This window comes from Flavobacterium davisii (assembly GCF_019565505.1).
Taxonomy (GTDB): domain Bacteria; phylum Bacteroidota; class Bacteroidia; order Flavobacteriales; family Flavobacteriaceae; genus Flavobacterium; species Flavobacterium davisii.
In genome coordinates this window covers 1,525,583-1,543,206 of record NZ_CP067378.1, presented here as the reverse complement: position 1 = coordinate 1,543,206, position 17,624 = coordinate 1,525,583, and the positions used below count along the sequence as shown (strand labels likewise).

Sequence of the window (17,624 nt, the reverse complement as noted above, 5' to 3'; positions counted from 1 at the left end):
GATTGCCAGCTTTTTGGACATCCTCTTTATGTTTTTATTCTAGTGTAGAATAGTCGCCTATACTGATGCTTTTGAAGTTTCCATCAAAAGTGGCATGATTACCAATCATGGCATTATCTAGATCAGCATTGCGTAAATGTGCATGTGTTTGAACTAAACTATTTTTGATGGTAACGTTTGTTAGATGAGTTGATTTTCCTAATGATACATTTGGTCCGATAGTAGAATTTTTTAAGACTACATCTTCTCCGATAAAGCAAGGAGGAATGATAGTAGAATTTTCAATAAGAGCAGAAGAAGCTACCATGTTTTCGTTATCTGCGTGTAAGAAATTGAGCATTCTACTATTGGTTTCTACTGTTACGTTTTTATTTCCGCAATCCATCCATTCTTCTACTTTTCCAGGAACAAATTTCATTCCTTTATCCATCATTTGTTTTATACCATCATTTATTTGGTATTCGCCACCGTGAATGATATTATTGTCTAAAACGGCTTGCAATTCATTTTTTAGGATGGCTATATCTTTAAAATAGTAAATTCCAATAACGGCTAGATCAGAAACAAAAGTAGACGATTTTTCTACTAGTTCAATGATTTCATTGGATTCGTTTAGATTAATTACGCCAAAGGCTTCTGGGTTTTCTACTTGTTTTACCCAAATAACGCTATCAGCAGCTGTGTCTAAAGTGAAATCTGCTTTAAAAAGAGTGTCCGCATAAGCAATAACGGTAGGTCCTGAAAGAGATTCTTTTGCACACATGATAGCATGTCCTGTACCCAATGCTTCGTTTTGATAGTAGATGGTTCCTTTTGCTCCTAGATTTTGAGCTATAGTGATTAATTCGTCTTCTACTTTTTTACCAAAACTTTCGTGAATTATAAAAGCGATTTCTTCAATATCTTGATTGATTACTTTGGCAATATCTTCTACTAATCGGTGTACGATGGGTTTTCCTGCAATAGGAATTAATGGTTTAGGAACGGTTAGAGTATGAGGTCGTAAACGTGAGCCACGACCTGCCATAGGTACAATAATTTTCATAAGATTAGTCCCTTGCCCTCAGAAGAGGATTACTACAGGGAGAGTAGTTTTTAAAATTTATTTACTATTTTTAATATTCGATTTTTTAATTATTTTATTGGGTATCACTTTATTTTACTCCTGTACTGCCAAAACCTCCTTGACCTCGGTCTGTGTCGGAAAGTATTTCAACAGGAGTCCAAAAAATACGTTCATGTTTAGCAATTACTAGCTGAGCAATGCGTTCACCATCTTCAATGTCAAAAAAATCATTAGATAAATTAACTAGTATAATACCTATTTCACCACGATAATCAGCATCTATGGTACCGGTGAATTTAAAACAGTGATTCCTTTTTTGAGCGCTAAACCGCTTCTAGGTCTTATTTGTGCTTCGTATCCTTGTGGTAATTCTATAAACAAACCGGTTTTAATTAATACTCTTCCAAGTGGGGGTATTGTAACAGACTCTTCCAAATTAGCTCTTAAATCCATTCCTGCTGATAAATCAGTTTCATAATGAGGAAGTGTATGTTTTGACTTATTTACAATTTTTATTTCCATGTTATTTATATACTATTTTAATAATGGGAGATTTGTTAAAAGTATCGAATTTATTTGTTGATTATCTTTAAAAAAATTTCTTTTTCATTTTTGTAAATATAATATCCAAATAAAATTAAGGTAAATATTCCAAAAATATAACTTTGGCGTAAAAATGGGACATAAAATGATAGGGCGGATAATGTAATAGCGATTGTTATGTAGCTTGCAATTTTATTCATTTCATACGGAATAGGGTATCTTTTTTGTCCTAGGTAATAGGAAATGAACATCATACTTGCGTATGCTACAATGGTTGCAATAGCTGAACCGTAATAACTCATAATAGGGATTAGCCAGTAGTTGAAGAGTAAAGTTAGAAGGGCTCCTATAAGAGAAATTATAGTGCCTATATAGGTCTTATCGGTTAGTTTATACCATACAGATAAATTGGTGTAAATTCCTAAGCAAAAATTAGCTAAAACAATTAATGGTACAACTTTTATTGCATCCCAATAAGCGGCATTGGGTACTAAAGGTTGTTTAAGTAGATCTATAAAAACAATTACAAAGAGTAGAATAAAAGAACCTGATATTACAAAATATTTAGTTATCGTAGCGTAGGTTTTAGGCGCATCTTGGTTTTTAGCATGACTAAAAAGAAGGGCTCTATCCCTAGAGTATACGCTGTACGAAATAGAACCATAAACATTCCTAGTTTATAGCAAGCAGAATAGGCTCCAATATCTGATTTAGAAACGTGCAATTTTTCTAATAGAATCTTATCAAAGTGCTCGTTAATTGCAAATCCAATTCCTGAAAAAGAATAGGTAAACCATATTGGATCATTTTAAGCCATAATTTTTTATCAAAAATACCTTCTCGTTTTATATAATGATTGGATAGCATTCCTAGAGTAAATAAGCTAGCTAGAACATTTGAAATAAAAATATAGCCTACTTGAAAATGATCAAAATATAATGTGCTGATTGGGTTTTCTTTCGAGATGCGTGGTAATATTAGTAAGAAAAATATATTTAAACTGAAGTTAATGATAACATTCAAAATTTTGATGACGGCATATTGCATTGATTTTTTTCAGCACGTAATTTTGAAAAAGGAATAACAACCAGTGCATCTAAAACTAATATCCAAATGGTGTATGTAATATATTCTTTTTTTACATTGATAAAATGGGCTATGCTTTCTCGAAAGATTAATGAAAATGCCAGAAAAGATATAGAAGACCAAAAAAGTGACACTAATGATGTTTTAAAAACGTTTTTTTTGTTTTCTTCTTGATTATAAAATCTAAAAAGGCCGTTTCCATTCCGTAGGAAAGGACTACGTTAAAAAAGATGAGATAAGCAAAAATGATGGATACATCAGCAAATTCTGACTTAGGTAATTTTTTTACGTATAGGGGGTTCAATAAAAAGCTAATCATACGGGGTAATACCGTAGCTAAACCGTAGATTAGTGTCTGCTTAAATAAACTTTTATAAATGCCCAAAATGGTTGTGTTATTTTAAATGTACAAAAGTATTAATTTTTATCATTTTCATCTGTTCTAGCAGATGGATAAGCGAGTATTTCTTTTGCTTTTACTTTTTTAATTTTAAAAATAGCTTTGTTTCCTTTATAATAATATTCTAAAATAGCTTGCTTAGAAGTAATTTTTAAAGGGTTTTGTGTTGTGGTAGAAGGGCTATTTTTTTTGTCTTCTGTATTTTCTTCATTAGGGTGTCTATTAGCTTCTTCTTTAAAACTGAATAGATATTCTGTTGGGTTTATTTTTTGGGGAATAGCTGTTTTATTTTGAAAATAAATTTTACTTAATTCTAAGTCTTTTGGTAACTCATTTTGAAATAGAATATGAAAATCGGTACCTGAACCTCCACCTTTTATACCAGCTATCCAAGATTGATAGTAACATTCCTGAATAATAAAAGGTGCTTTTTTTTGTGAATATGCTATAAAAGATAGGAAGGAGAGTATGAAGAGATAAGTTGTTTTCATATTACTTAAACGATTAAAATGTTGAAAAAAAGTTTGTCATTTGTTGTGGGGTTGTAATTTTTAACAAATATCTAAAACTCGTCAAAATTATCAAAAAATATACCAAACAAGTTAAAGGGTTGAATAATGGTTGTTTTTTATAAGATTTTGAATGCTAATTGAATCTAGATTCTGTATGGGACTTAGCTGTGTTAAAAAAAACAATAAATTTAGGTATTTGTGGGGAACTTTTGTTCTTGATCCCAAAAAAGAGGGTATTTTAAGGGTAAAAACAAAAAAAAAAAAGACCTAAACTCTTGATATACAAGTTGTTTAAGTCTTAATTTTGTGCGGGTGATAGGACTCGAACCTACACGTCTTGCGACACCAGATCCTAAGTCTGGCACGTCTACCAATTTCGCCACACCCGCGAATTTTGGAATCTTTAACCGTTTTGTTTGGTTGCTGATTGCGAGTGCAAATATAGGCATATTTTTTAATTAACAAATAATTTATTTACTTTTTTTGTGATTTTTTTTAAAAACTAAATTTTAAAAACATCATTAGATTGTTTTGATCAAGCAATTTGTATATTTGACTTTTACTATATGGACTAAAAATGGAAAATATTAAACAATACGTTCAAAATAATAAAGAACGTTTTATTAACGAATTAATTGAATTATTAAAAATACCTTCAGTAAGTGCTGATAGCGCATACGCACAGGATGTAATGGATACGGCGGATGCGGTAAAAAGAGTTTGGAAGAAGCAGGATGCGATTTTGTTGAACTTTGTGAAACACCGGGCTATCCAATTGTATATGGTGAAAAAATTATAGACAAAAATTTACCTACGGTTTTAGTATACGGTCATTATGATGTACAACCTGCGGATCCTATTGAACTATGGGATTCTCCTCCTTTTGAGCCTGTAATCAAGAAAACAGCACTACATCCTGAAGGCGCCATCTTTGCTCGCGGTGCTTGCGATGATAAAGGGCAAATGTATATGCACGTGAAAGCTTTTGAATATATGATTCAAAATAACTGTTTGCCTTGTAATGTAAAGTTTATGATAGAAGGTGAAGAGGAGGTAGGTTCTAAAAGTTTGGGTTGGTTTGTCGAAAGAAACCAAGATAAATTAGCTAATGATGTAATTTTGATTTCAGATACAGGTATGATTTCTAATGAACAACCTTCTATTACAACAGGATTGAGGAGGGTTGAGTTATGTAGAAGTAGAAGTAACTGGACCAAACCGCGATTTGCATTCTGGTTTATATGGGGGAGCAGTTGCTAATCCTATTAATGTTTTAACCAAAATGATTGCCTCTTTGCATGATGAAAACAATCATATTACAATACCCGGTTTTTACGATAAAGTGGAAGAACTTTCAAATGAAGAAAGAACCCAAATGGCAAAACGTCCTTTTAGTCAACAAGCTTATAATAAAGCTTTAGATATTGCGGAAGAATATGGTGAATTAGGATATACGACTAACGAACGTAATTCGATTCGTCCTACTTTGGATGTAAATGGTATTTGGGGTGGTTATACAGGCGAAGGTGCTAAAACCGTTATCGCAAGTAAAGCCTATGCAAAAATTTCTATGCGTTTAGTGCCTAATCAAGATTGGGAAGAAATAACACAATTATTCCAAACACATTTTGAAAGTATTGCTCCAAAAGCGGTAAAAGTTAAAGTTACGCCACATCATGGTGGACAAGGTTATGTAACGCCAATTGATAGTATAGGTTATCAAGCAGCTGCTAAAGCTTACAATGATTCATTTGGAGTTGAACCTATTCCTGTTCGATCGGGAGGTAGTATTCCTATTGTAGCCTTATTTGAAAAAGAATTAAAATCTAAAACTATAATGATGGGATTTGGGTTAGATAGCGATGCTATTCATTCACCTAACGAACATTATGGTATTTTTAATTATTTAAAAGGTATTGAAACGATTCCTTTATTTTATAAATATTTCACAGAATTAAATAAATAAAGTCGTTGCAACTTTTTTGATTGAAACCCAATTCTAGATTTTAGTTTTTTTGGACTGCATAATAAGACTGTGGATCAAAAACAAATGGAATGTAGAGCAAAAGACTATTTTACAGTTTGTTAAAAAAGTTTTAAACTATTTAAATAGCTGAAATTCTCCTAGTGCTTTGTAAAGTGAATAATGCAGGATAGTCTCTTTGGTATTGAAAAAGATATATAAAAGATTAGATTGTAACTATTTTAAAATCTAGATTCTTTAAATTTAAAGTCCGTTTTTGAAGTAATTTTATTCAAAAACGGACTTTTTTAGATAATAATTTTTTAAATTGAGAAATAGATTATATTGATTTAATTTAGATTAAACTTTGAAATTTTGTTATAAATAAAAAGGATTTCAATTAAAAAATATGTGTTTTTAAAAAATTGGATTAACCTAAAAGATTGTTATTTTAGTGAAAGGGAAAAGTAATAGAGGTGCATTAAGCTATTGTTATTTAAATGTATACATCTAGTACGAAAAAAACGTTTATTTTATTTTTTTTTATTCTTTTTATCTTCATCACAAAATCTATTGCGTAATCTAGGTTTAAGATTTTTTCCTTAATTCATGAAATATCGGATTCCTATAAAGCTTCTAATTCCTTGATTAGGACCATATACATAAGTAGGGTCAAATGTAAGTGCGTATGGGTTGTCAGGAGTTGCTATTATATTGCCTCCTTTGTCGTATTGTACATTTTTGTCAAAAGGATCATCTGAACGTGCAATAATAAAAGGATTCCCTTTGTTAGGAGTCCAATTTAAGAAGTTTTTAATTCCTAAATAAATTTCACTATTTTTAAATTTATTAATCGTGCATTGAATATTTTGAATGCTATATGTTGATGAATATGGTTTTCTTGGATCAGCATTGCCTAATAGAGGCAATTTCATAGGGCCATATAGATTTCCTGTATAATCAAATGATAAAGACCATTTTGGAATGGTATATGATAAAGACCATGTTCCTGAAAAACGTTCTGTTAATAATGGTTTTGTTTGTATTCCATCTGTATTTTTAGATACATCCATAAAAGTAGCACCTATACTAGCTTTTAATCCATTGCCTAAAATTAGATCAAAGTTGGAGCTTATTCCTTTTGATTCGGCAAAACCATTTAAATTTTTATAAATAATAGCATTTGTATTGGTTTCGTAATCAGGTAAAATGGTATTAGTGAAATAGGTGTACCAAATGGTATTTTCCCAGCTGATGAAGCTTCCATTTGTTAAATACCATTTATGTAAAACATTAATATTGGCGTTGTATGATTGTTCAGGTTTTAGGTTGCCTACGATGATTATTTCTCTTGCGCCTGTTAGAGCAGAATGTTCTTCGGCAAATAAATTTACAACTCTAAAACCAGTTCCCATATTAAGCCTTGTTATGGTATTATTGTTTATTTTCCATTTGTATGCCGCTCTAGGTGTAAAGATATTTCCATGATTTTTGTTAAAATCATATCGTATGCCTAATAATATATTATGTTGCTTATTAAGTTTTATTTCATCTTGTAAAAAAGTACTTAAAATCCAGTTTTTATCTGCTAGATGGGTTACAACTGTATTGTCATCGTAAAATTGATAGCGTGTAGCAAATCCGAAAAGGAAATCGTGTTTTTTAATGTTTTTATCCCATGTAAATTGTCCGAATCCAATGTTTTGTTGAGCTAAATAGATTGTGGTACCATAAGCTGCGTTTTGATTGTGATTAGTATAGGAAAAATTTATTTTCATTTTTTCATTTATAGGGAGTTCGTATAGCCCTAATATTTCATAACGTTTTGTGTAAATACTTTCGCCGTATACTTGATTGCCTCCTCTAAAAGATTTGTTCCATTGCATTTGTCCGCCCCATCGATCTTCATAAAAATAACGTCCAGCAATAGAAAAAACTTTTTTTGACGTTCTATTGAAATTCCATTTTTGAAAGACTGATATGCGATCTTGTAAGGTAACATCTGTAAAGTTATCTTTATTGTTGTCTATTGGATTAGAATAATTAAAATAATTGATTCCTGTTAATACAGCCGTGTTTTTAAAATTAAATTTAAAACCTAAGTCTAAATTGGCTTCACCCCAACTAGTAGAAAATCCATCGAAAGATAATTTGGAAACATTTTTTGGGTTTTTAGTAATGATATTAATTAATCCTCCTATGGCTTCGCTACCATATAAAGAAGAAGCAGGACCTTTTATAATTTCTATGCGTTCAGTTAATGAATTAGGTATACCAGAAAGTCCGTATACGGTTGAAAGTCCGCTGACAATAGGCATCCCGTCTATCAATACCAATGTGTAAGGTCCTTCTAATCCATTGATGTGGATGTCTCCAGTATTACAAACGTTACAGTTTAGTTGAGGACGAACACCATTTATGTTCTGTAATCCTTCAAAAATATTAGAAACAGGATTTTTTTTAAAAAAAGTAGGCTTAAATACTTCAACAGGAACTGCGCTTTCTAATCGACTTACGGGTTTTAAAGTGCCTGTTATAACAATTTCGTCTAAATCATTGTGTTTTTCTTTTTAGAGATTAAATAAATGGTTAATTGAGTAGGGTTGTTGTCTTTTAAATAAATTTTCTTGTTAAATTTTTGAAAGCCTTTTTCTGTAATTTCTATTTCATAGAGACCTTTTTCTAATAAAGGAGATTTAAAATAGCCAAGAGAATCTGTTTTTATTAATCCCGCTTTATTTATTAGTATTTCCATATAAGGCAATGGAATATTGTCTTCCGTTCGAACAATTCCTTCTATATGAATTTGAGAAAGAGAGGTTATAGAATGAGAGAGAAAAATTAACACATATATAAATCTCATTTTATTTTTATTTAAAATTATTTTTAGACAAATCTAAAAATTTTATTATTTTAAAACAAAACTTATACTTATATTTGTGTAAAAGAAATACAAATGACTCATTCTGAAGAGAATTATCTAAAAGTAATATATCATTTAAACGGAGCTTCGCATAAAGGAGTTAATACGAATGCTATAGCCTTTATGATGGAAACCAAAGCTTCTTCTGTAACGGATATGTTAAAAAAATTAGCGGAAAAAGAATTAGTAGATTATCAGAAATACCAAGGAGTTACTCTAACTGATAAAGGTTTATATACAGCTAAGATGATTATTAGAAAACACCGATTGTGGGAGGTTTTTTTGGTAAATAAATTAGGTTTTGCATGGGATGAAGTTCATGAATTAGCAGAGGAATTAGAACATATAAAATCTGAAAAACTAACGGATAAATTGGATGAATTTTTAGATTTTCCAACCTTTGATCCACATGGAGATCCTATACCTAATAAAAATGGAGAGATAAAATGGATTCCTAAATTACTTCTTAGCGAAGCAGAATTAATGATTGATTATCTTTTTGTAGGGGTTAAAAATTCATCAACTGAATTTTTACAATATTTGGATAAGCAAAATATATCATTAGGTTCTACAATTAGTATAATAAGTAAAGAGGAATTTGATGCCTCCCTTTATATTAAAATAGATAATCGAGATTTAATGATTTCCAATAAAATTGCAGAAAATTTATTTATTAAATTAAAATAATCATGAGTAAATCATTAGAAGAAGTACATGAAAGCGTGTCAACACAAAACAAGACATCCTGGTTTAGACGTACTTTAGCTTTTTTAGGTCCTGCCTATTTAATTAGTGTTGGATATATGGATCCGGTAATTGGGCTACGGATTTAGCAGGAGGAAGCCAATTTGGGTATAGTTTATTATGGGTCTTACTTATGAGTAACATAATGGCTTTGTTATTACAAAGTCTTAGTGCTAGATTAGGTATTGTAACGCAGCGTGATTTAGCACAGGCTTCTCGTGAAACGTACTCGCCTCTTGTAAACTTGTTTTTATATATATTAGCTGAAATAGCCATTGCAGCTTGCGATTTAGCAGAAGTTTTAGGAATGGCCATAGGTATTAATTTGCTATTCGGAATGCCTTTGCTGCAAGGTGTAATGATTACTGTTTTAGATACCTTCTTATTACTTTTTTTAATTAATAAAGGAATTAGAAAAATGGAAGCTTTTGTTATAACATTAGTTGCCATTATTGGAGCTTGTTTTGTTTTTGAAATGATGTTTGCTGAACCCGAAATGACTAAAGTTGTTAGTGGACTCATTCCGTCCATTTCAAATCAAACAGCTTTGTACATAGCAATAGGAATAATAGGAGCTACAGTTATGCCTCATAATTTATATCTTCATTCTTCTTTAGTACAAACACGTAAATTTGAACGAACTAAAGCGGGTATTAAACAAGCTATTAGGTATAATATTATAGATTCTACTATTGCGCTAAATTTAGCTTTTTTTGTTAATGCAGCTATCTTAATTCTAGCAGCAGCTACATTTTATAAGAATGGACTTTATGAAGTAGCGGAAATACAAGATGCACACCAATTGTTAGCACCGATGTTAGGTACAAAATGGGCTGCTTCATTATTTGCTATCGCTCTAATAGCAGCGGGGCAAAGTTCAACTATTACGGGTACATTAGCGGGACAAATTGTAATGGAAGGCTATCTAAATTTACGTATTCAACCATGGGTAAGGCGTATTTTAACTCGATTAATAGCTATAGTACCTGCTGTTATTATCATTACCATGTTTGGTGAAGATGTAACAGGAAAGATGCTTATTTTTAGTCAAGTCATTCTGAGTATGCAATTAGGTTTTGCAATCATTCCTTTAATTCATTTTGTGAGTGATCCAGCTAAAATGAATGGTTTTGAAATAAATAAGTTTACACAAGTTGTGGCATGGATTATTGCTTTAATTATCGTAAGTTTAAATGTGAAATTGGTTTTTGGAGAAATACAAAATGTACTTGAAATGTACAATAATGCAATTAGCCTATGGTTAACTGTGGTGCCTATTAGTATAGGTTTTGGTGTACTGCTTTTATATATCATATTTAAACCTTTTTTTAAACCTACGTTTAATGAGTATAAACATACGACTCATCAGAATAGTGTTCTTAAACTTAATACAACAAATGCCATTAGTAGAAAAAATATTGCCATTGCATTAGATTTTTCAAATGCAGATGAGCTAGCTGTAAAGCACGCTATTGAGTTAGGAGGAAAGGAAGCTAATTATACCTTGATACATATTGTAGAAAGTGTAGGCGCTATTTTTTATGGGCAGTACATAAAAGATCAGGAAACAAAAATGGATAAGAAATTATTAAATAAGTATCAAGATCATTTGATAGAGTTGGGATATATGGTAGAATGGCAACTCGGATTTGGTAAACCTACAAAAGCCATAGCTAACATTATTAATACAAATAAATTTGATATTTTAGTAATGGGAACGCATGGGCATACGGGATATAAGGATATGCTTTTTGGCACAACAGTTGATAAGTTAAGACATGCGATATCAATCCCTTTGTATATTGTTAAAAAGGAATAAATGAATATAATTCTTATGAAAAAGACTTTTAACCTATTACTGTTTACAATTCTTTTTGTTAGTTGCGGAAGCAATCGTTCTATTTCTCAAATAGATCAAAAAATTGAGGGTACAAAAGGAAAAAAAATTGTGTTACAAAAGGTTTTTAATGATTCTAGATGTCCAGAGGGAGTAAAATGTATTTGGGAAGGAGAAGTAACAATACAACTTGCGTATTGTGAAGATGGGCAAATAAAAGAAGAAAAACAATTTATTGTAAGAGCAAACGAACAAGAAGAAATTTTAGAATGGTTTCGTTCCCATTTGCCTAAATCTGAGAAGATTTTACAAACCATAAGTGTTTTACCAGCTAAAAAAGGAGATGGCAAACAAATTCGTTCAACGGATTATACTATAGTATTAGGGTATTAGTGGCAATTACAATTAGTATCACATGAATTCTTTGGTTTTTTTTTGCCAAAGAATTTTTTGTATAAGTAACTTACAGCTAAAATAAGTAGCAAAAAAGCAATTATTTCTTGTATCATAATTCTGGGTTTAAAACATGTTTTACTGATTTACTCAATTCAGTATTAGAAATCTATTTGTTTTTTCTATTAAAGAGTGTATTCATATTTTACCCATCAAAATAGGATAGTATTATTTTGATGAGTAAAATTTCCTTGTATTTTTATCTTCTTTACTTTTTTAATCGTCATGGTATTCTATCCTGTAACCTGAGTTGAATAAAAAGTTATATGATCTGCTATTTTAAAACTTGATATGCAATAAAGGCAACTAAATAGGCAAATCCAGACATGAAGAGTAATTGTATTATAGGCCATGTCCAACTATTTGTCTCTTTTTTTGTAATAGCCAGTGTGCTTATACATTGCATAGCAAAGGCATAAAACAATAACAAAGAAACGCCAGTAGCGGTATTAAATAATTTTTCTCCTGTATGAGGATTTATTTCTTTAGCTAAACGGTTTTTAACGGTAGCTTCCTGATCTTCGGAGTCTTCAATGCTATAAATGGTAGCAAGAGTGCCTACAAAGACTTCACGCGCTGCAAACGAAGAAACAATGGCAATTCCTATTTTCCAGTCATAACCTAATGGTTTAATTATGGGTTCTATTCCTTTACCTATTTTACCAATGTATGAATTTTCAAGTTTATAGGAAGCTATCCGATTTCCTAAATCCTTAGTTGATTTAGATTGTTCTGTTATGATTTTTTCAGCATTCTTAAAGTTTTCTCCAGGACCATAGGAAGCTAAAAACCACAAAATAATAGATAATGCCAAAATAATTTTACCAGCACCCAAAACAAAAGATTTTGTTTTTTCAATTACATTAATTCCCACATTTTTAAACATAGGTAATTTGTAATTGGGCATTTCAATAACAAAATAAGAATTAGAACGGATGTGTAATGATTTATGCAAAATCCAAGCAGAAATGAGAGCCATTAAAAAACCAATTAGATACATAGCCATTAGAGCCAATCCTTGCATGTTAAAAATATACAAAATGCGCTGATTAGGGACTATTATGGAAATAATGATAGCATATACAGGTAGCCTTGCTGAGCAGGTTGTAAAAGGTGTTACTAATATAGATATTAAACGTTCTTTCCAATTTTCAATATTTCGTGTAGCCATGATAGCAGGAATTGCACAAGCAGTACCAGAAATCAAAGGAACTACACTTTTGCCAGAAAGTCCAAATCGACGCATTAATTTGTCCATTATAAACACGACTCGACTCATATAGCCACTTTCTTCTAAAATAGAGATAAACATGAATAGAAAGGCGATTTGTGGAATAAAAATAATAATACCTCCTATTCCCGGTATAATGCCTTGTGTAATTAAATCTGTTAAAATACCTGCTGGTATTTTAGTTGCTACCCAACCAGCCAAAGAAGTAAAACTATTATCTATAAAATCCATAGGAATACTTGCCCAATCAAAAATAGATTGAAAAATGAGCATTAGGATAAAAAAGAAAATAAAATATCCCCAAACTTTATGCATTAAAATACGATCTAGATGGCTACGTAAATCTTTGGCTTGATTAATATCAATCTTTTGTCCTATTTTGAGCGTTTGATTAATGAATTGATAACGTTTAATCGTTTCTTTGTGTTGAAGACGTTTTAATTGATCTTTTGATTTAGTAAATGAAGGATCGGGCAGTTCTTTACGATCTAAGTTAATAAAGTTTATATCTTGTGTAATTACTAACCATAGTTTGTATAATAATTGATTCGGAAAGGCCTTTTGTAGATCGTTAAAATACTCTAAATCAATTTCAGAAGCGTTTAAACAAGGCTCAATTGGTAGGTTTTTATAATTAATAATTAAATTTTTCAGCGTGTCTATTCCTTCTCCTTTTCGTGAACTTACCAAAGCAATTTTGGTTTTGAGTGTTTTTTCTAGATAAGGAATATCTAATGAAATCCCTTTGTATGACATTCTATCTGCCATATTGATGACCAAAATAGTTGGAATTTCTAAATCTTTTATTTGGGTAAAAAGTAGTAAATTTCGTTTTAAATTTTCGACATCTGTTACTACTATTGCTACATCAGGATAGTCTTTGTCATTTTTGTTTAAAAGTAATTCAATTACCACATTTTCGTCTAATGAACTTGCATTTAAACTATAGGTTCCGTGTAAATCGAGTATTGTAGCTTTTAGATTAGAGGCTAATTTAGATATGCCTACTTTTTTTTCAACAGTAATTCCCCGGGTAATTTCCAACTTGTTGATTTAATCCTGTAAGTTGATTAAAAACAGAAGTTTTTCCCACATTGGGATTACCAATTAATGCAATGTTAATATTACCAACTTTCATTAATCAATATCAAAAAGGGTTACTTGAATAGCATCAGCTGTTTCTTTTCGGATAGCTAAATGAGAATCATTAACTAATAGATATAATGGATCACCCAGAGGAGCTACTTGTAATAATTGAACTTCATTACCGGGAAGACATCCCATTTCTAATAATTTTAAAGGTATACTGTCAATATCAAAATCGTCGATTTTTGCCTTTTGACCTTCCGTTAATTGGGATAAGTTAATCTTCACTTGTTTATTTAGATTGAATTAAGATTACAAAAATAGGAAAATATATTGATGAATAGACTATAAATTGATTGGATGATTGTAATTTAAATCCCAATTCTCTATTAGACTCGAACGAGGTGAATTGGCGAAGCAAATTTATTTTACTTTTTTTAAAAAAATCAAGTAGGTATGCCCTTTTAATCATCAAAATAGTTCTTTATTTCTTCTTCTAAAATTTTCTGTGAGTACTTGAACATATCCTAAATTCTGCATTTGACTTCGAGGTAAAGATGAAAGGTGAAGTAAATGAATATACACAAAAATTTTTTCTAGCAGATGGGGGGATAACTGCCGTAATTTGATGTTTGTTTTATCACAAAGTTTGAAGCACGAAATGAAATGAATCCTTTTTTATACTGATGCCAATTGAATCAAGTTTATCTTTTATAAGTACGAAATAGGTAAAATGTCATATTTTAAAAAAGTTAGGATTAACTGGTTCAAAATTATGATCCTGATATCCAATTCAGATTCCCGAATATATTTTGAATAGCTTATTTGATATAAATTAAGATTTTATATTAGATATTTCTAATTGTATTTTTTGAGTTAAGCTTTTAAATACTAAATCATAGGAATGATTAATTAATTCTACTATCATCTTATCAGAAACATCGTCTTTATATTTAATGGTATTCCAGTGTTTTTTATTCATGTGATAACCTTGGTCGTATAGCATTATATTCTACGCGTAATTGTTGTGCTTTTTCAGGATCACATTTTAGATTTAGAGAAGGGCTTCCTTTTTCCCACTCGTTTAAAGAAGTTAAACAAAATATTTTGCCTCCTACTTTAAAAACTAAAATATCTTGGTCAAAGGGGAAATGCTCAGTAACGCCTTTTTTGGATAAGCAAAAATCATAAAGTTGTTCTATATTCATTTTGTATCATTTATTGAATTATTTTTTCCATCATTCGTTCAGGATAAGCAAGTTTTTTAAAACCAAATTTTTCATATAAAAAGTGCGCATCTCGGGTTGCTAAACGCCAAATTTTAACTTCTTGTAAACGGGGATCTTCTAACATTCTTTTTATTAATATTGAAGAGTATCCGTTTCCTCGATAATCTTCGTTTATAAAAACATCCATTACATAAGCAAAAATCACATAATCTGTGATTACTCTAGCAAAACCAATTTGTTCTTCTTTGCGATACAAACCAAAACATAAGGAAGAGTCTATTGCTTTTTGTACTTCTTCTATCGTTCGAGGTGCAGACCAATAAATGTCTTTTAAGAAATGGTGAATAAAAGAGATGTCTAATCTGGATTTATCGGTTGAAACTTCTACTAACATTTTAGCGTGTTTTGGGATGGTTTTTAGCATACAAAATGGGCTTACTAGGGCTTGCATCATTTTCAAAAGAAGCTATTTGTAAATTTAGCAAGTAGGTACCATCGGTAATTATATTATCAACAAAAATCATTTCGGTAATTGTACAATCCATACGAGCATCAGGATTTAATTGATTTATATTTTTTACATTCCAAAATGCTTTATGAGCTAATAACTTGCCTTCATCATTTTCTCTATCTATACTAGGTAAATCAATTAACAGGTGTTTAATGCCTATTTCTCGTAAATAAACCGCCGTTTCTTCCGTTAGATAAGGAGGATTTGTGTTTGAGTACTTTTTTGATTTTTTATCTTTATTATTAGGGATAGTACGTATTATTAGTGCTTGAAAAGGATGAAAAGCTTTTTCTTTTTCACTTAAAGTTATGAGTTTGTCTTCTACTCTTTTTTTTGTAATAATAAAATCTTCATCCATTGGTTCAGGCTGTATTGTAATTACTTTGGCTATAAAGAAAAATTCTTTTAAACAGTCATTAATACTGTAAAAATTTCTTGTGATATGTCCTAAGCATTCCGTATGAGTACCATGTCCGTGGGGGGTTGAAAAGGATGGAATTAAAATTAACTGAACTGCCCTCGGAGACTTTACCAACCCACTCATCAAAGCGAACGGGTTCTATTATTGGTTTTTCTATGTACCAAGCAATTGGATTTTTCTCGGTATTACTTAATGGGATCGAAATATCAAAGGGTTTTGATAAGTCGAAAATAAGATGGTCTACTTTTAAAATCATTTTAGTATAAAACGCACAAAAATTACACAAAAGCTATTGAAAAAGATCTTAATTTTGTCATTTCAATCAAGGGGAAAAATGGCATAGTCCTAAATAATACAATCCTTCCTGAAGTAAGGTAACAAATTAATTAGTACTACTTTTCTTATAATTTCATTTTAGATGTCCCTCGTGGTTATTCAAATTTAAAAAAAATAAATCACTTGCTATGCCATCACAAAAGAATTTTCCTTTGCGTGTGGTTTTTAAGATATTGTCTTTTAATATCAATTGTTCATTATTTAGGAATGGTTGTACATTTTTTATTAGATATTCAAAATAGTTATTTCCAAATTCTTTTCTAATTCGTTCTAAAGAAACGCCCCAAACAGTTCGTAATCCTGTCATTACATACTCATTGTAACGATCTGTTAACGTAAGAGTTTCTATTTCCGTTGGTAATTTGTTTTCTTGTAACGATTTTATGTATAGTGAATTATTGGTTATATTCCAACTTCGATTAATTCCGTTATAGCTATGAGCAGAAGGGCCTATGCCCGGGTATTTTTTCCTAACCAATAGGCTGAATTATTTCTAGAAAAATAATTTTCTTTTCCAAAATTGGATAATTCATAATGTATAAAACCTTTTTTTTCTAAAGTGTCAACAAGTAACAAAAACTGTTCGTGAGCAATTTCTTCGTCTGGAGATGAAATTTTACCAGCTTGGATAAATTTTTGTAAAGCGGTTTTGGATTCAACAGTTAAAGCATAACTGGAAATATGAGGAATATTTAGATCTAATAAGACTTGAATATTGTCTAACCACATTTTATTTGTTAACCCCGGAATTCCATATATTAGATCGACTGAAATATTATCAAAATATTGGGTGGCCAATTTTAAACTTTTTTTTGCTTGATGTGCGTTATGTGCACGATTCATTAGTTGTAAATCTGCTTCATGAAAGGACTGTATACCAATAGAAAGACGGTTGATCCCAACGGATTTTAAATCCTGAAATAAATGACTTCTTTCTAAATCATCAGGATTAGCTTCTAAGGTGATTTCTGGATTATTAGCAACTTTATAATTTTTGTAAACTTCATTAATCAAAAGCTGTATATCCTTAATTGCTAATACAGAAGGAGTTCCACCTCCAAAATAAATGGTTTCCACTACCTCATTTCTAAATTCTATTTTTCGCATGACGATTTCCTTTACTAATGCTTCAATCATTTCGTCCTTTTTTTTAAATGAAGTTGAAAAATGAAAATCACAATAATGACATGCTTGTTTGCAGAATGGTATATGAATGTAAATTCCGGACATATTTTTAATTGTAGGAAAACTTTAATTAACAGTTAATTAGTTTGAAAAACGAT

General features: G+C 30.6%; 8 protein-coding genes, 1 tRNA gene and 8 pseudogenes. 4 read left to right on the top strand and 13 right to left on the bottom strand.

Annotated elements, in window-relative coordinates:
* Window positions 1–34: 34 nt before the first annotated feature.
* The 5 genes and pseudogenes from JJC05_RS07490 to JJC05_RS07470 all read right to left on the bottom strand — a co-directional run bounded on the left by JJC05_RS07490 (window position 35) and on the right by JJC05_RS07470 (window position 3,996).
* Entirely contained in the window at window positions 35–1,045 is a 1,011-nt protein-coding gene (locus JJC05_RS07490; RefSeq protein WP_105195973.1) for a sugar phosphate nucleotidyltransferase, read from the bottom strand.
* Between the two features lie 109 nt (window positions 1,046–1,154).
* Window positions 1,155–1,588 (bottom strand): annotated as a pseudogene (gene dut, locus JJC05_RS07485) (dUTP diphosphatase).
* Between the two features lie 50 nt (window positions 1,589–1,638).
* Window positions 1,639–3,080 (bottom strand): annotated as a pseudogene (locus JJC05_RS07480) (lipopolysaccharide biosynthesis protein).
* A 32-nt stretch (window positions 3,081–3,112) separates the two neighbouring features.
* Window positions 3,113–3,586 carry a hypothetical protein gene (locus JJC05_RS07475; protein WP_105195975.1) on the bottom strand — a complete coding sequence of 158 codons (474 nt, stop codon included), beginning with the start codon at window positions 3,584–3,586 and terminating at the stop codon, window positions 3,113–3,115.
* A 328-nt stretch (window positions 3,587–3,914) separates the two neighbouring features.
* Window positions 3,915–3,996: transfer RNA gene (locus JJC05_RS07470), tRNA-Leu, on the bottom strand.
* Window positions 3,997–4,184: 188 nt separating this feature from the next.
* Between JJC05_RS07470 and JJC05_RS07465 the strand changes: the two are divergent.
* Window positions 4,185–5,573 (top strand): annotated as a pseudogene (locus tag JJC05_RS07465) (dipeptidase).
* A 599-nt stretch (window positions 5,574–6,172) separates the two neighbouring features.
* Here the strand turns inward: JJC05_RS07465 and JJC05_RS17025 are convergent.
* Complete coding sequence (locus JJC05_RS17025) at window positions 6,173–8,107, bottom strand: TonB-dependent receptor plug domain-containing protein (RefSeq protein WP_309597469.1); 1,935 nt, start codon at window positions 8,105–8,107, stop codon at window positions 6,173–6,175.
* An 11-nt stretch (window positions 8,108–8,118) separates the two neighbouring features.
* The gene (locus JJC05_RS17010) at window positions 8,119–8,433 is read right to left on the bottom strand and encodes a carboxypeptidase-like regulatory domain-containing protein (RefSeq protein WP_258929618.1); all 315 of its coding nucleotides are present in this window, start codon (window positions 8,431–8,433) and stop codon (window positions 8,119–8,121) included.
* Window positions 8,434–8,526: 93 nt separating this feature from the next.
* On the opposite strand from JJC05_RS17010, the gene JJC05_RS07455 reads away from it, so the two are divergent.
* The 3 genes and pseudogenes from JJC05_RS07455 to JJC05_RS07445 all read left to right on the top strand — a co-directional run bounded on the left by JJC05_RS07455 (window position 8,527) and on the right by JJC05_RS07445 (window position 11,467).
* Entirely contained in the window at window positions 8,527–9,180 is a 654-nt protein-coding gene (locus JJC05_RS07455; protein WP_105195977.1) for a metal-dependent transcriptional regulator, read from the top strand.
* A gap of 2 nt (window positions 9,181–9,182) precedes the next feature.
* A pseudogene (locus JJC05_RS07450) lies at window positions 9,183–11,056 on the top strand (Nramp family divalent metal transporter).
* Between the two features lie 15 nt (window positions 11,057–11,071).
* Complete coding sequence (locus tag JJC05_RS07445; protein ID WP_235878690.1) at window positions 11,072–11,467, top strand: hypothetical protein; 396 nt, start codon at window positions 11,072–11,074, stop codon at window positions 11,465–11,467.
* Window positions 11,468–11,801: 334 nt separating this feature from the next.
* On the opposite strand, the pseudogene feoB reads toward JJC05_RS07445, so the two are convergent.
* The 6 genes and pseudogenes from feoB to hemW form a co-directional block, all read right to left on the bottom strand.
* Window positions 11,802–13,896: pseudogene (gene feoB, locus JJC05_RS07440) on the bottom strand (ferrous iron transport protein B).
* Window positions 13,896–14,132: a FeoA family protein gene (locus tag JJC05_RS07435; protein WP_088390714.1), complete on the bottom strand. Its 237-nt coding sequence runs from the start codon at window positions 14,130–14,132 to the stop codon at window positions 13,896–13,898. The pseudogene feoB and the gene JJC05_RS07435 overlap by 1 nt, the downstream one beginning before the upstream one ends.
* 547 nt (window positions 14,133–14,679) lie before the next feature.
* Window positions 14,680–15,052, bottom strand: a pseudogene (locus tag JJC05_RS07430) (MmcQ/YjbR family DNA-binding protein).
* 10 nt (window positions 15,053–15,062) lie between these two features.
* A complete protein-coding gene (locus tag JJC05_RS07425; RefSeq protein WP_105195982.1) occupies window positions 15,063–15,467 on the bottom strand; it encodes a GNAT family N-acetyltransferase in 405 nt (134 codons plus the stop codon).
* Window position 15,468: 1 nt separating this feature from the next.
* Window positions 15,469–16,261: pseudogene (locus JJC05_RS07420) on the bottom strand (cyclase family protein).
* A 153-nt stretch (window positions 16,262–16,414) separates the two neighbouring features.
* Window positions 16,415–17,571: pseudogene (gene hemW / locus JJC05_RS07415) on the bottom strand (radical SAM family heme chaperone HemW).
* Window positions 17,572–17,624: the final 53 nt, after the last annotated feature.